Origin of the sequence: Brevundimonas sp. (genome assembly GCF_041919755.1) — a bacterium.
Taxonomy (GTDB): domain Bacteria; phylum Pseudomonadota; class Alphaproteobacteria; order Caulobacterales; family Caulobacteraceae; genus Brevundimonas.
Genome location: NZ_JAYRTD010000002.1, coordinates 315,831 through 329,300 on the forward strand (window position 1 = coordinate 315,831; position 13,470 = coordinate 329,300).

A 13,470-nucleotide genomic window follows, 5' to 3' on the forward strand; every position below is an offset into this window, starting at 1 on the left:
TTAGTCGATCACTTCGCCGGGCTCGTAGAGGTGCGGCTCGAAGGTCGCGATGGCCATGATGGGTTCCATGCGGATGACGATGGAGGGGTGGCGCGACATGGCCTTCCAGTCTTCGCGAGAGCGCCACAGCGAATGCACCGCCGCGACCTTGCCGCCCAGGCCGCGATGCAGGGTCGCGGAGATATAGCCTTCAAGATCGCGCTGGGCCCGCACGAGAGAGGTCAGGTGCTCCATCAGGGCGTCCAGCTTGTCCGGCTGGCAGCGATAGACGTTGATCAGAACGACGGGGTCGGACTCGGACATAAGCGGGGCTTAGCGCATCGGGCTTGGCGCGTCTTGTGCGATCGCCCATATCGATGGGCCAGCCGGAGCCGCCATGACCCGTATCGCCATTCTCGAAACCGGCCACCCGCCAGAAGCGCTGAAGGACGATTTCGACGACTATGCGGCCCGCTTCCGGGCCCTGCTGGGTGAGGGCGTGGCCACGACTCGGTTCGACGTGCAGGCCGGGCATTTGCCAGAAGATCCGTCGGCCTTCGCCGGCGCGATCGTCACCGGCTCGGCGGCGGGGGTCTATGACGACCTACCCTGGATACCGCCGCTGACCGACTGGCTGAGAGCGGCCAGGGGACAGACCCGCCTGGTCGGCATCTGTTTCGGGCACCAGATCATGGCCCAGGCTTTCGGCGGTCGGGTCGAGAAGTCGGACAAGGGCTGGGGCATCGGCCTGCATCGTTATCAGGTCACGGCGACTGAAGACTGGATGCATCCGCGGGCCGCATCGGTCGCGATCCCAGTCTCGCATCAGGATCAGGTGGTCGCCCCACCGCCGGATGCCCGCATCATCGCCACCTCGGACTTTACCCCCTTTGCTGGCCTGGCCTGGGACGACGCCGTCAGCTTCCAGTGTCACCCGGAGTTTCAGCCCGAGTACACCGCCGCCCTGATCGAGACCCGGCGCGGGCATCTTATTTCCGAAGCACTAGTGGTCCAGGCGCTGGAGACCCTGAAGCAGCCGAACGACCGGGCGATCATGACCGCCTGGATCCGGGCTTTCCTGCTGCTGACCCCGCCATCGGTTGAAGGCGAAGGCTCGGGGATCTAGGCCGCGGCTGGCATCCGCGTCCACCAGTCCAGTCGTCGCACAAAGGGAGCGGGATCCTTGGGCGCTACCAGCGCCGACGGGTCGTGGTACACTTGGTCGTAAAGCCGGGTCAGGGTGAAGCGCGTCGCGGCGACGGCACCCAAGGCGGGCAGGGCCGCGCGCTCGGCGGCGTCGAGCGGACGCAGGCTCTCATATCCCGCCTGAAAGGCCTCAAGCGCCGCAGGCAGGGCCGCGCCCTCCGCATCGAACCCCCAGGCCGACAGGGCGATGGCCAGGTCATAGGCCGGCGCGTCGGTGCAGGCGTAGTAGAAGTCGATCACTCCGCTGATGGCGTCGCCCTTGAACAGGACGTTGTCCGGGAAATAGTCGGCATGGATCGGTCTCCGAGGCAGGTCGCGGCCCGGGTCGGCCTCGACCCAGGGCGCGCAGCGGTCGAGAATGGCGCGGTCAGCGCCCGTGGCTCGCAGCGCGCAGGCGTCGAACAGTGTCCGCCGCGCTGCCGGTCCGACGGGATTAGGTCGCTCAGCGTTGAAAGCATTCGTCGCGAGGTGGAGGCGGGCCAGCATCGCACCCGCGCAGGTGTGGTCCGCAAGTGAAGGGTCGCGTTGCCAGCCCCCTTCCAGCCATTGCAGAAGGGCGGCGGGACGGTCGTTCAGCTCGCCAAGGTTCCTACCGTCCGCATCCCGCAATGTGCGCGCCGTGGGCAAACCCCTGGTCGCCAGATGATCGGTCAGGTCCAGGCAGAAGGGCAGGGTCGCCACCTGCGTCCGGGCCTCGAAAAGGGTCAGGACAAAACGCCCCTCATCGGTCTCGACGCGATAATTGGTATTCTGGATTCCCTCGGCGATCGGCGTCAGCTCGCGAAGCCTGCCCGCGCCGAAGCGTCGAATGAAGGGCTCGGCGTCTGCCGGCTCGACGGGCGTGAACACCGCCATGGGTCAGGCGTGTCCGGTGATGCGCTCACCGGCGCGATGGCCTGCCAGCTCCGACAGATCGGCCAGCAGGCTTTCGGCCGTAGCCCATCGTCCGGCCCCGCGTCCCTTGCAGCGCACGACCGATCCGTCCTTGCGAATAACCTTCAAAGCGTTGCCCTCTCCCTTCAGCGTGGCGAACAGCGCGTCCATCGGACCGGCGACCAGCCGCACCTCGGCGATCAGCTTGCCCTCTTCCAGCCGACAGCGACAGAGCTGACGTGCACCGGCCGCGGCGGACCGGTCGGCGCTCAGGACGTCACGGGGAATGTCCTCCTGATCCGGCATGCGTCCAAAGGCTTCGAAAGCGAGAAGACGGACCTTGGCCGCGGCGTCCAGTCCTTCCAGGTCGGCCGAAGGATCCTCTTCGGCAAAGCCAGCCGCACGGGCCTCGGACAGGGCTGCGTCGAACGACGCGCCGTCACCGATGCGTTCCAGCATGAAGTTGACGGTGCCGTTCAGAATTGCCTCGAAGGCGGCGATCGGTGCCTTGGTGCGGGCGGCTCTCAGAGTCTCCACCATGGGTACGCCACCGCCGATGGAGGCGGACCACAGCAGCCGCGCGCCATTCTGCTCAGCCAGGGCCAGGAGGCTGGCGGGATCGCGGCTGACGGCCTGTTTGTTGGCGCTGGCGACGTCGATGCCGCGCTCCAGAGCGGCGCGGATCACGGCGTGGCCCGCGTCCGCCTCCGACAGGGCTTCCAGCACGATATCGGGATCTCGCGCCATCAAGGCGGCGGGTTCGGAGACCAACAGCGGGCGGATCTGGCGCGGCGAGGCTCCGGGCACGTCGCGCGGCTTGGCCGGGTTGCGCACCAGCACACCGACGACATCGATGCGCGGATCCTCCAGCAGCCGGGCCAGGGTGCCACCCCCCACGACGCCACAGCCCGCGACGGCGACGCGCAGGGGGCGGTGCGGCAGCGCAACGCGAGGCGGAACGCTGCGCGCCCCGATGACCGTGCGATGGCCGTCCAGATAATTGCGAACCTCGACGTTGAGGTTGCGCGCCTGGGCCAGGTCGAGGGCGTCCGGCTGCACCAGACCGCCGCCCAGCGCCTTGGCCTCGGCCCAGCCGGCATAGTCGTACCGGCGCGCGTCGATGTTGGTGTTGGGATCGCGGTCGTAGAGTCCGTCGACATCTTTCACCAGTTGCACGCTGGACAGGCCCAGCTCGGCGGCCAGAAACAGGGCCGACAGGTCCGAGCCTCCGCGACCCAGCAGGACGACCTTGCCCTCGGGCGACAGGGCCCCATAGCCCGGCACGACGACGACCTCGTGCTGCTCCAGCGCGCGTCGCAGGGGGGCGGGATCGAAACGGATCGGCCGGGCGTGTTCGCTGTCACCTTGCGCCACCAGACCGAGTTCGCGCACGGTCAGGGTCTGGGCTCCCAAGCCTACGCGGTCGCAGGCCAGGGCCACCAGGGCGGCGGATCGCTCCTCGCCCTGCACGACATAGGACGGCAGAATGGAGTTGTCGTGCACCAGACCCAAGGCACGGGCTTCGGCCAGAAGACGGTCCGTCTCTCCGGCAAAGGCCGAGACCACCGCGACCACGCGCCTACCTCTGCGGACCTCGGCGTAGATGTCGGAGGCGACCTTGGGCGCATCGGCGGGCGAGACGAGCACCGAGCTGCCGAACTTCATGACGACGATCTGGGGCGATGTGGCGGCACCGGGCAGGCTTTCGGGCTTGGGTCTTTCGAGCACGGCGAGGTCTGACATGGCGGGGTCTTTCGGATGAGGCGGTGAATAGGGGAGGGGGACATGAAAAACCCCGCCCGGGGGTCCGGGCGGGGTTGGGTTTGTGCGTTCCTGAAATCCGGTGCGCGCTAACCTGTCCCCGCCGTGGGCGTGGTGGTCATGGTCATACCGGTCGAAATGCCGCGCACGTCCGCGCCGCCGCGAGGTGCGGTCATCGGCGAAACGGAAAGGGCGACAGTCTGGATCACAGCGATCACTCGTCAGGTTCAAAGGCAGGCTGACGGACAAACGGCCCATCCGTCAAGCCTCAAGCTCACGCCCAGTGCATCTGGACGCGATGGGCGGCGGCCCAGTGGATGGCGCGGATGCCGTCGATCACCGCCTCGCCCGCCGCGCGCGTGCCTAGCGTCCCGCCCAGGTCGGCGGTGACGGCACCGGCCGAGACGACGGCGGCGACGGCGGCCTCGATTGAGCTGGCCTCGTCGTCCAGCCCCAGGCTATGGCGCAGCAGCAGGGCGGCCGACAGGATGGTCCCGACCGGATTGGCCTTGTCCTGACCGGCGATGTCCGGTGCCGAGCCATGGATCGGCTCGAACATGCCTGGCCCCCCCGATCCCAGTGACGCCGACGGCAACAGGCCGATCGACCCGCCCAGCACCGAAATCTCGTCCGACAGGATGTCCCCGAACATGTTCTCGGTCAGGATGACGTCGTATTCGCGCGGCTTGCGGATCAGATGCATGGCCATGGAATCGACCAGGGCATGTTCCAGCTCGACACGCGGAAACTCCTCGGCATGGATGCGGGTCACGACCTCGCGCCACAGACGGCTGGTTTCCATGACATTGGCTTTGTCGACCGAGGTAACTTTGCCGCGCCGCTGCTGGGCGGTCTGGAAGGCGGCGCGGGCGACGCGCTCGATCTCGGGCACCGTATATTCGCACAGGTCCGTGGCGCGATCGGCGGTGCGGGTCTTCTCCCCGAAATAGATGCCGCCGGTCAGTTCGCGGAACACGATCAGGTCCACGCCCTCGACGATCTCCTTTTTCAGCGGCGAGCGATAGGCAAGCACGGGCGAGACCTGCAAGGGCCGCAGGTTGGCGAACAGACCCAGGGCCTTGCGCAGACCCAGCAGGCCCTCTTCGGGCCGACGCTGGCCGCCATCCCATTGCGGCCCGCCGACCGCGCCCAGCAGGACGGCGTCGGACGCCTTGCAGGCCTCGACGGTTTCTGGCGGCAGAGGATCGCCCGTGGCGTCGATGGCCGCGCCGCCGATCAGATGCTCATGAAAGCGGAAGCTGTGACCATAGAAGTCGCCGATGACCCGCAGCACATCGGTGGCGGCGGCCGTGACTTCCGGGCCCACGCCGTCTCCGGGCAGCACGACGATATCGAAGGATTTGGCGTGGGTCATAAGACGGTTTCCGTTCGGTGTTCAAAGGCTTCGATGGCGGGCAGTTGGGATTGCAGCCAGCCCAGGGTGTCGACCCCGTTCAGCAGGCAGCGTCGGGCGAACCTTTCCACCTCGAAGGTAACAGGCTGTGCATGGCCGCGCCGGATCGTGGAGGCGTCGAGGTCGATGGTGATCGGCTGCTCTGCATGGGCGGCCAGATCGTCCCAGGTCGCCTGGTCCACGACGATGGGCAGCAGGCCGTTCTTCAGGGCATTGGAGGTGAAGATGTCGGCGATCTCGGTCGAGACCACGGCCCGAAAGCCGTAGTCCAACAGGGCCCAGGGCGCATGCTCGCGCGACGAGCCACAGGCGAAGTTCCGGCCCGCCAGAAGGATGCGATGCTCGGTCGGATCGATGCGGTTCAGCACGGCCTCGGGCTTTGGTGTGCCATCGGCCTCGTAGCGCCAGTCATAGAAGGCCTGGGCCCCCAGACCCTCGCGGGTTGTGGTGCTGAGAAACCGTCCGGGAATGATCTGGTCGGTGTCGATATTCGACTGCGACAGGACCACGGCCTTGGACGTCAGGGTTTTCAGAGGCTCAGGCATTTTCGACCCCTATCGTCTCGCGCGCGGCGCTCGCCTGCTTGAGGGAGGCACCCTCCTTCATGAACACGCGAGGGTCGGTCAGCACGCCCATGATGGCCGTCGCCGCCGCCGTTGCCGGGCTGGCCAGGATGGTGCGGGCCCCCGGCCCCTGGCGGCCTTCGAAGTTGCGGTTGGAGGTGGACACGGCCAGCTGGCCCGGTGCCACCCTGTCGCCGTTCATGGCCAGGCACATGGAGCAGCCCGGAATGCGCCATTCGGCCCCGGCGTCGATGAAGACCCGGTCCAGCCCTTCCGCCTCCGCCTCGCGCCGCACAGCCTCCGATCCCGGCACGACCAGAACCCGCAGACCCGGCTTGACCTTGCGCCCACGTAGTACATCGGCGGCGGCGCGGAGATCGGGCAGACGGCCGTTGGTACAACTGCCGATAAAGACCACATCGACCGGATAGGCAGTCGTCGCCGCTCCGGCCGCGAAGCCCATATAGGCCAGGGCCTTCTCGCCCGAGGCGTCGTGCGGCACGGGCACGACCTCGCCGATGGGCGAACCCGCATCGGGCGTCGTGCCCCAGGTCGCCATGGGCCGGATCGCGCTTCCGTCGATCCGGACCTCTGCATCGAACACCGCATCGACATCCGACTTCAACGTCAGCCAGTCGGCTGCGGCCCGCCCGAAGGCCTCGCCCTGCGGCACATGTTTACGACCCTGCAGCCAGGCCACGGTGGTGGCGTCCGGCGCGATCATCCCGGCCCGCGCGCCCGCCTCGATGGACATGTTGCAGACGGTCATGCGGCCTTCCATGTCCAGCGAACGGATGGCCTCGCCCGCATATTCGATGACGAAGCCTGTACCCCCGCCAAAACCCAGACGCGCGATGATGGCCAGGGCCACGTCCTTGCCCGACACGCCCGGCTGCAGCCGCCCGTGGACCGTCACCCGCATGGCCTTGGCCTTGCGCTGCAACAGGCACTGGGTCGCCAGCACATGGCCGACCTCGGACGTCCCGATGCCGAACGCCAGGGTGCCGAAAGCGCCATGGGTCGCCGTATGGCTGTCGCCACAGACGACCGTCATCCCCGGCTGGGTCAGGCCCAGCTCCGGCCCCATGACATGGACGACGCCGCGATCGGCGCTGTCCCATCCGGCCAGCGATACGCCATGTCGCGCACAGTTGGCCTCCAGTGTCTGGACCTGGGCCTTGGACGCCGGCGTATCATACGGCCGCTCGCCATCTGGGCCCGCAGGCAGGGTCGGGGTCGAATGGTCCAGGGTCGCAAAGGTCCGGTCCGGGCGGCGCACTTTCAGACCCCGGCTCTCGATCTCGGCAAAGGCCTGGGGGCTGGTAACTTCGTGGACCAGATGCAGATCGACATACAGGACCGCCGGGGTGTCCTCGGTCTCGGCGGCGACGACGTGCCGGTCCCAGACCTTGTCGAACAGGGTGCTAGGCCGCGACATGGGTGCGCTCCCCATTGGCGAACGGGCGGGTCGCCTCGATGATGGCCAGCAGTTCGCGGTCGTCGATCTCGCCGATCTGGTCCGCGCGATGCTTGAAGCCGGCGAAGGCATCCAGCAGGTGCTGCCCCTCGACCGAATGGCCCAGGGCCGCTGCCCGCTTGGCCACGGCATGGCGGCCAGAATGCTTGCCCAGCACGAAGCTAGTGCCGTCAAACCCGACGTCCTGGGGCCGCATGATCTCATAGGTGCGGGCGTCGGCCATCATGCCGTGCTGGTGGATGCCGGCCTCGTGAGCGAAGGCGTTCATGCCGACGATGGCCTTGTTGCGTGGCGTCGGGGTGTGGGTGATCTCGCTCAGCATCCGGCTGGCCCGAACCAGCTGGGTGCTGTCGGCGGTGGTGTGCAGGCCATAGCGGTCCGCGCGGGTGCGGATGGCCATGATGATCTCCTCGACCGAGGCATTGCCGGCCCGCTCGCCGATGCCGTTGATCGCCCCCTCGACCTGACGCGCGCCTGCTTCGACGGCGGACAGGGTGTTGGCGACGGCCAGGCCCAGGTCGTCATGGCAGTGGGCCGAGAAGACGACCTGCGGGAACCTCACCCGGACCCTGGCGATCAGGGTGCGGAACAGGTCGCCGATTTCGGTCGGCGTCGCATAGCCGACAGTGTCGGGGATGTTCAGGGTCGTTGCCCCGGCGGCCGCAGCGACTTCGCAGATTTCCGCCAGGAACTCCGGCTCGGTGCGGATCGCGTCCTCAGGGCTGAACTCCACGTCGTCGAAGCGGGTGCGGGCATAGCGGACGGCCCGATCGGCGGTCTCCAGAACCTGCTCCGTCGTCATCTTCAGCTTGGCGGCGCGGTGGATCGGGCTCGAGCCCAGGAAGATGTGCACGCGGCGCTCCTCCGTCGCGCGCAGCCCTCGCCAGGCGGCATCGATGTCGGCCTCACTGGCGCGCGCCAGTGAGCAGAAGACCGGCCCTTCCGCATCACGCCCGACCTCGCCGACGACGCGGCGCACGCCTTCTTCGTCGCCGGGCGAGGCGGCGGCGAAGCCGGCCTCGATGACATCGACGCGCAGGTCCGCCAGCATATGGGCCATGCGCACCTTGTCGTCGGGCGACATGGAAAAGCCGGGGGCCTGTTCCCCGTCTCGCAGCGTGGTGTCGAAGACGATGACCCGGTTCGGATCGGCGGCGACGGCTTTGGCGATCCGGCTCATACGACCCTCTCTGGTACGAAGGCTGCTGAATGAGAGGGAACGGGCATGCGGGTGACGCCAAACAGTTTGTCGATCTGACGACCCAGGGTCTGGGTGCAGCGGGCAGCGTCGCGGCCGCGCACGGCCATCTCGACCCGGCGCCCCGATCCGTCCTCGCTCAGCGACAAGCCGTCGATGTGAAAGCCGCGACGCTCCACCAGGCCGATCAGGCGCTGGAGCGAGCCGTCGGCGCGGTCGATATGCAGGTGCAGGGTATCAGCGGTCATGTCAGGCGCCTTCCATCATTTCGGCGTTGTTCTTTCCGGGCGGGACCAGCGGCCACACATTCTCCCGGGGGTCGATGATCACATGCGCGAGGCAGGGGCCGTCGGCGGCCAGCAGGCGGGCGATCCCGGCCTGAACCTCCTCGCGCCGGCTAATTCGGAAAGCCTCGACGCCAAAGGCTTCGGCGACCTTCACGAAGTCCGGATTGTCGGACAGGTCGACCTCGGAATAGTTCTGCTCGAAGAACAGCTCCTGCCACTGGCGGACCAGGCCCAGCGAGCTGTTGTCCAGCAGCAGGACTTTCACCGGGATGCCGTAGCGGCGCAGCGTGGCCAGCTCCTGGATGTTCATCATGAAGCCGCCGTCGCCGGCGAGCACGACGACGGTCGCGTCCGGATCGGCCAGCTTGGCTCCGATACCTGCGGGCAGGCCGAAGCCCATGGCCCCCAGACCGCCCGACGTCAGATGCGCCTCGGGCCTGGCAAAGCGACAGTGTTGGGCGGCCCACATCTGATGCTGGCCGACGTCGCAGGCGGCGACGAAGTCGTCACCGGCCGCCTCGGAAATGGCCTTCAGCAGGGCAGGGGCATAGACGCCGTCGCCCGGCGCATCGTAGCGGAAGGCCGTGCGCGCGGCCCGCGCCGTGCAGCGCATCATCCACGGGTCGATCTTTAGCGGGGTCGTCGCCAGATGGTCCGTCAGGGCGGCGATCCCGGCGGGCAGTTCACCCGCGACGGCGACCTCGGTCCGGCGCAGCTTGCCGATCTCGGAAGCGTCGATGTCGAAGTGAACGACGCGCGCATGCGGCGCGAACTCGGCCAGCTTGCCGGTGGCGCGATCGTCGAACCGTGCGCCGAAGACGATCAGCAGATCGGCTTCCTGCACCGCCTCATTGGCTCCGCGCGTGCCGTGCATGCCCAGCATGCCCAGGGCTCCGGGTGCATCGGTCGGGATGGTGCCCAGGGCGTTCAGTGTCGAGACGGACGGAATGCCCGTAGCCTCGGCAAAGGCGCGCAGCTCCTCGACGGCCCGCCCGATCTTGACCCCGCCGCCGACGTAGATCAGCGGCCGTTCGGCCTGACGGATCGCCTCGGCGGCGCGGGCGATGGCGTCGTGATCCGTCGTGGCGACCGTATTGGGATATGGGAAGCCGAAGTCCTGGGTCGTCGTCCCGACCTGCACATCCTTGGGCAGATCGACCAGAACGGGACCGGGGCGGCCCGAGGCGGCGATTTGGAAGGCCTCTTCGATGGCGGCGGGCACATCGGCAGGGTCGCGCACCAGGATGGAGTGTTTCACGATCGGCAGGGTGACGCCCAGGATGTCGATCTCCTGAAACGCATCGGTGCCCATGACGCCCTGGGGCACATTGCCGGTGATGCAGACGACCGGGATGGAATCCATCATGGCATTGGCGATGCCGGTGATCAGATTGGTCGCACCGGGGCCGGAGGTCGCCAGACAGACCCCGACCCGTCCGCTGCGCCGCGCATAGGCATCGGCGGCAAAGGCGGCGGCCTGTTCGTGCCGCACCAGGATGTGGCGCAGGGATGAACCGGTCAGGGCGTCATAGACCGGCATGATCGCGCCGCCCGGATAGCCGAACACGACCTCCACCCCCAGCCGCTCCAGGGTGGAGATCAGCAGGCGGGCACCGCTGCGCGGGGCGGCGGCGTCGGGGGCGACGGTCATGGCGGCAGCAGCGGTCATGGTCTCAGGCCGCCTCGGATTTGGGCATGTGCAGCCAGGCCATCCGCTCGCGCAGCTTGGCCCCAGTGATCTCGATGGCTTGCTCGCCATCGGCCTTGACCCAGGCGTCGTAGCGGGGCTTGCCGGCGTCGTTTTCGGCGATCCATTCGCGGGCGAACTGACCCGACTGAATCTCGTCCAGCACCGTCTTCATGCGGGCGCGGGTCTCGTCGGTGATGACGCGCGGGCCGGACTTGACCGAACCCCATTTGGCCGTCTCGGAGATGAACTCGTTCATCTTGGTGATGCCGCCTTCGTAGAACAGGTCCACGATCAGCTTCAGCTCGTGCATGCATTCGAAATAGGCGATCTCGGGCTGGTAGCCGGCCTCGACCAGGGTGTTGAACCCGCTCATGACCAGTTCCTTGGCACCGCCGCACAGGACCGCCTGTTCGCCGAACAGATCGGTCTCGGTCTCCTCGCGGAAGGTGGTTTCCAGCAGGCCGCCGGTCGCGCCGCCATTGCCTTTTGCGTAGCCCATGGCGCGATCACGGGCCTTGCCGGTCGCGTCCTTTTCGATGGCGAACAGGCTGGGGACGCCGCGTCCGCGCTGATATTCGCGGCGGACCAGATCGCCCGGCCCCTTGGGCGCGACCAGGATGACGTCCATGTCCTCGCGCGGCGTGATCCGGCCATAGATGATCGAAAAGCCGTGGGCGAACAGGATGGCCGCGCCCTGTTTGGCGTTGGGCTCGATGACCTCGCGATAGACCTCGGCCTGGGCCATGTCGGGCGTCAGGATGGCGATGATGTCCGCGCCCCGGACAGCCTCGGCGGGTTCGGCGGTGGGAATGCCGTCAGCGGTGGCGTTCCTCCAGCCCTTGCCGCCATGACGGACGCCCGCGACGACATCGTGGTCGCTGTCCCTCAGGTTCAGGGCATGGGCGCGACCCTGCGAGCCATAGCCGATGATGGCGATGCGCTGGCCTGCGATGGCCCCGGGGCGAATGTCGTCATCTGTGTAGATCGTGATGGCCATGTCAGGCGTCCTCATGCGTCTTGATGTCGGCCCGGACTTGCGCGGGCGGAGGGTTGGGAACGGTGACGGCACCCTGGGCGGCGGAGGCCACGGAGGCGCGGTACTTGGCGAAGACACCGCGCGCCGGGCGCAGCGGCGGGTGCGCGAAGTCCGCCCGGCGCGCCACCAGATCGGCGTCGATGTCGATCCGGCGATTGCTGACGTCGATGGCGATACGGTCGCCATCGCGGATCAGGGCGATGGGGCCACCGACAGCCGCTTCGGGCGACACATGGCCGGCCACGAAGCCGTAGCTGGCCCCGGAAAAGCGTCCGTCGGTGATCAGGGCGACGTCGTGGATGCCCCGACCCTTCAGCGCCGCCGTGACCTGCAGCATCTCGCGCATGCCGGGACCGCCGCGCGGGCCTTCGTAGCGGATGACGATGACGTCGCCCTCGCCGACCGCACCGTCTTGGACCGCATTGAAGGCGTCTTCCTCGCTGTTGAAGACGCAGGCGGGACCTTCGAACCGGTCGACCTTGTGGCCGGTCAGCTTGATGACCGCACCTTCGGGGGCGATGTCGCCATAGATGACGGCATAGCTGCCGCGCGTCATGACCGGGGCGCTGAAGGTCGTGACGACCTGCTGGCCGGGCGCTTCCTCGGCCTCGGCCGCTTCGGCGAACAGACTGCGGCCGCTGACGGTGGGGGTGTTCACGATCTTGCCGGCGGTGGCCATCCGCTGGGTGACCAGGCGCGTGCCGCCCGCCGCGTACAGGTGCGAGGCCAGGAAGCGACCGCCCGGCTTCAGGTCGCAGATGACCGGGGCCTCAGCGCAGGCCTGGTGGCAATCTTCAATGCCGAAATCGATCCCCGCCTCGGCGGCGATGGCGGTCAGGTGCATGACCGCATTGGTCGATCCGCCCGAAGCCGAGACCGCGATGGCGGCATTCTTCAAGCTGGCGCGGGTGATATATTTGCGCGCTGTGTCTCCGGCGAAGACGCGCTCGACGATCAGGCGGCCGCAACGCATCCCCTCAGCACCCTTGGCCGGATCGACGGCGGGCACATCATTGGCCCCCATGGGCGACAGGCCCATGACCGACAGGGCCATGGCCATGGTGTTGGCGGTGAACTGACCCCCGCAAGCCCCCGCGCCGGGACAGGCCGCGGTCTCAACCGTCTTCAGCTGATCGTCGTCGATCGTGCCTGCGCCATGGGCTCCGATGGCCTCGAACACCTGCTGGATCGAGATGTCGGTGCCGCCCATCCGGCCCGGCAGGATGGTGCCGCCGTAATAGACCAGGCCTGGGATATCCATCCGCGCCAGGGCCATGGCTGCGGCCGGAATGGTCTTGTCGCAGCCAACGATGCAGACGACGCCGTCCAGTTGATGGCCTTCGACGGCCAGTTCGATACTGTCGGCGATGACCTCTCTGGAGATCAGCGACGCTTTCATGCCGGGGGTGCCCATCGAGATGCCGTCGGTCACGACGATGGTGTTGAAGTCGACCGGATAGCCGCCCGCCGCGATGATGCCTGCGCGCACATCCTTGGCCAGCCGGTCCAGATGCATGTTGCAGGGCGTGACCGACGACCAGGTGTTGACGATGGCGATCATCGGCTTGTCGAAGTCGGCATCCTGCATTCCCGCCGCGCGCAGATAGCTGCGGGCTGCGGCCCGGCTGGGACCCGCCGTGACCGCGCGACTTCTCGCGTTCGGGGGTCGGCTGTCTGAGGTAAAATCTTGCGTCATGAGCGGGGCTGATTCCGGAGGTGTCCGGACCGCGCGCAACAAAAAACCCGCTTCCTTTCGGGAGCGGGTGGCTGCGGGCGATCCTGAGTTTGGCTTAAGTCAGGTTGCGTGCATCCACACCGCTCCGAAGAGCAGGACGATCGATACAGCGAGAATAAGGGTTGTCAGGGCCGTCTGGGCCTCATGCGCATGCGACAGCGCTACCGCCTTGGCGGTGCTCTTGCGGTCAGCGATGCGGATGGTGTGAGACACGGTGACAACCCTGTTGTGTCACACAGTAGGCATGACGC

Annotated in this window: 13 protein-coding genes; 1 reads left to right on the forward strand and 12 read right to left on the reverse strand. The window is 67.6% G+C overall.

The window, feature by feature from the left end; genetic code table 11:
* Window positions 1-303, reverse strand: a complete 303-nt coding sequence (locus ACE3TH_RS04375; protein WP_374597706.1) for an antibiotic biosynthesis monooxygenase family protein — start codon at window positions 301-303, stop codon at window positions 1-3.
* A gap of 73 nt (window positions 304-376) precedes the next feature.
* Here ACE3TH_RS04375 and ACE3TH_RS04380 point away from each other — a divergent pair, with 73 nt between their 5' ends.
* The gene (locus ACE3TH_RS04380; RefSeq protein WP_374597708.1) at window positions 377-1,105 is read left to right on the forward strand and encodes a type 1 glutamine amidotransferase; all 729 of its coding nucleotides are present in this window, start codon (window positions 377-379) and stop codon (window positions 1,103-1,105) included.
* On the opposite strand, the gene ACE3TH_RS04385 is transcribed toward ACE3TH_RS04380, so the two are convergent.
* The 11 genes from ACE3TH_RS04385 to ACE3TH_RS04435 all read right to left on the reverse strand — a co-directional run bounded on the left by ACE3TH_RS04385 (window position 1,102) and on the right by ACE3TH_RS04435 (window position 13,432).
* Complete coding sequence (locus tag ACE3TH_RS04385) at window positions 1,102-2,040, reverse strand: homoserine kinase (protein WP_374597710.1); 939 nt, start codon at window positions 2,038-2,040, stop codon at window positions 1,102-1,104. The genes ACE3TH_RS04380 and ACE3TH_RS04385 overlap by 4 nt on opposite strands.
* A gap of 3 nt (window positions 2,041-2,043) precedes the next feature.
* Window positions 2,044-3,801 (reverse strand): homoserine dehydrogenase, encoded by a 1,758-nt coding sequence (locus ACE3TH_RS04390; protein WP_374597712.1) that lies wholly within the window; start codon window positions 3,799-3,801, stop codon window positions 2,044-2,046.
* A gap of 292 nt (window positions 3,802-4,093) precedes the next feature.
* Complete coding sequence (leuB, locus tag ACE3TH_RS04395) at window positions 4,094-5,194, reverse strand: 3-isopropylmalate dehydrogenase (protein WP_374597714.1); 1,101 nt, start codon at window positions 5,192-5,194, stop codon at window positions 4,094-4,096.
* On the reverse strand, window positions 5,191-5,778 hold the full coding sequence (gene leuD / locus ACE3TH_RS04400) for a 3-isopropylmalate dehydratase small subunit (RefSeq protein ID WP_374597716.1): 588 nt from the start codon (window positions 5,776-5,778) through the stop codon (window positions 5,191-5,193). The genes leuB and leuD overlap by 4 nt, the downstream gene beginning before the upstream one ends.
* The gene (leuC, locus tag ACE3TH_RS04405; RefSeq protein WP_374597718.1) at window positions 5,771-7,234 is read right to left on the reverse strand and encodes a 3-isopropylmalate dehydratase large subunit; all 1,464 of its coding nucleotides are present in this window, start codon (window positions 7,232-7,234) and stop codon (window positions 5,771-5,773) included. The genes leuD and leuC overlap by 8 nt, the downstream gene beginning before the upstream one ends.
* On the reverse strand, window positions 7,221-8,453 hold the full coding sequence (locus tag ACE3TH_RS04410; protein WP_374597720.1) for a 2-isopropylmalate synthase: 1,233 nt from the start codon (window positions 8,451-8,453) through the stop codon (window positions 7,221-7,223). Before ACE3TH_RS04410 ends, leuC begins: the two co-directional genes overlap by 14 nt.
* Window positions 8,450-8,719 (reverse strand): ACT domain-containing protein, encoded by a 270-nt coding sequence (locus ACE3TH_RS04415; RefSeq protein WP_373257880.1) that lies wholly within the window; start codon window positions 8,717-8,719, stop codon window positions 8,450-8,452. The genes ACE3TH_RS04410 and ACE3TH_RS04415 overlap by 4 nt, the downstream gene beginning before the upstream one ends.
* Before the next feature lies 1 nt (window position 8,720).
* Window positions 8,721-10,427, reverse strand: a complete 1,707-nt coding sequence (gene ilvG / locus ACE3TH_RS04420) for an acetolactate synthase 2 catalytic subunit (RefSeq protein WP_374597722.1) — start codon at window positions 10,425-10,427, stop codon at window positions 8,721-8,723.
* Between the two features lie 4 nt (window positions 10,428-10,431).
* Complete coding sequence (gene ilvC / locus ACE3TH_RS04425; RefSeq protein WP_374597724.1) at window positions 10,432-11,445, reverse strand: ketol-acid reductoisomerase; 1,014 nt, start codon at window positions 11,443-11,445, stop codon at window positions 10,432-10,434.
* Window position 11,446: 1 nt separating this feature from the next.
* Complete coding sequence (locus ACE3TH_RS04430) at window positions 11,447-13,180, reverse strand: dihydroxy-acid dehydratase (RefSeq protein WP_374597726.1); 1,734 nt, start codon at window positions 13,178-13,180, stop codon at window positions 11,447-11,449.
* 99 nt (window positions 13,181-13,279) lie between these two features.
* On the reverse strand, window positions 13,280-13,432 hold the full coding sequence (locus tag ACE3TH_RS04435) for a hypothetical protein (protein WP_374597728.1): 153 nt from the start codon (window positions 13,430-13,432) through the stop codon (window positions 13,280-13,282).
* Window positions 13,433-13,470: the final 38 nt, after the last annotated feature.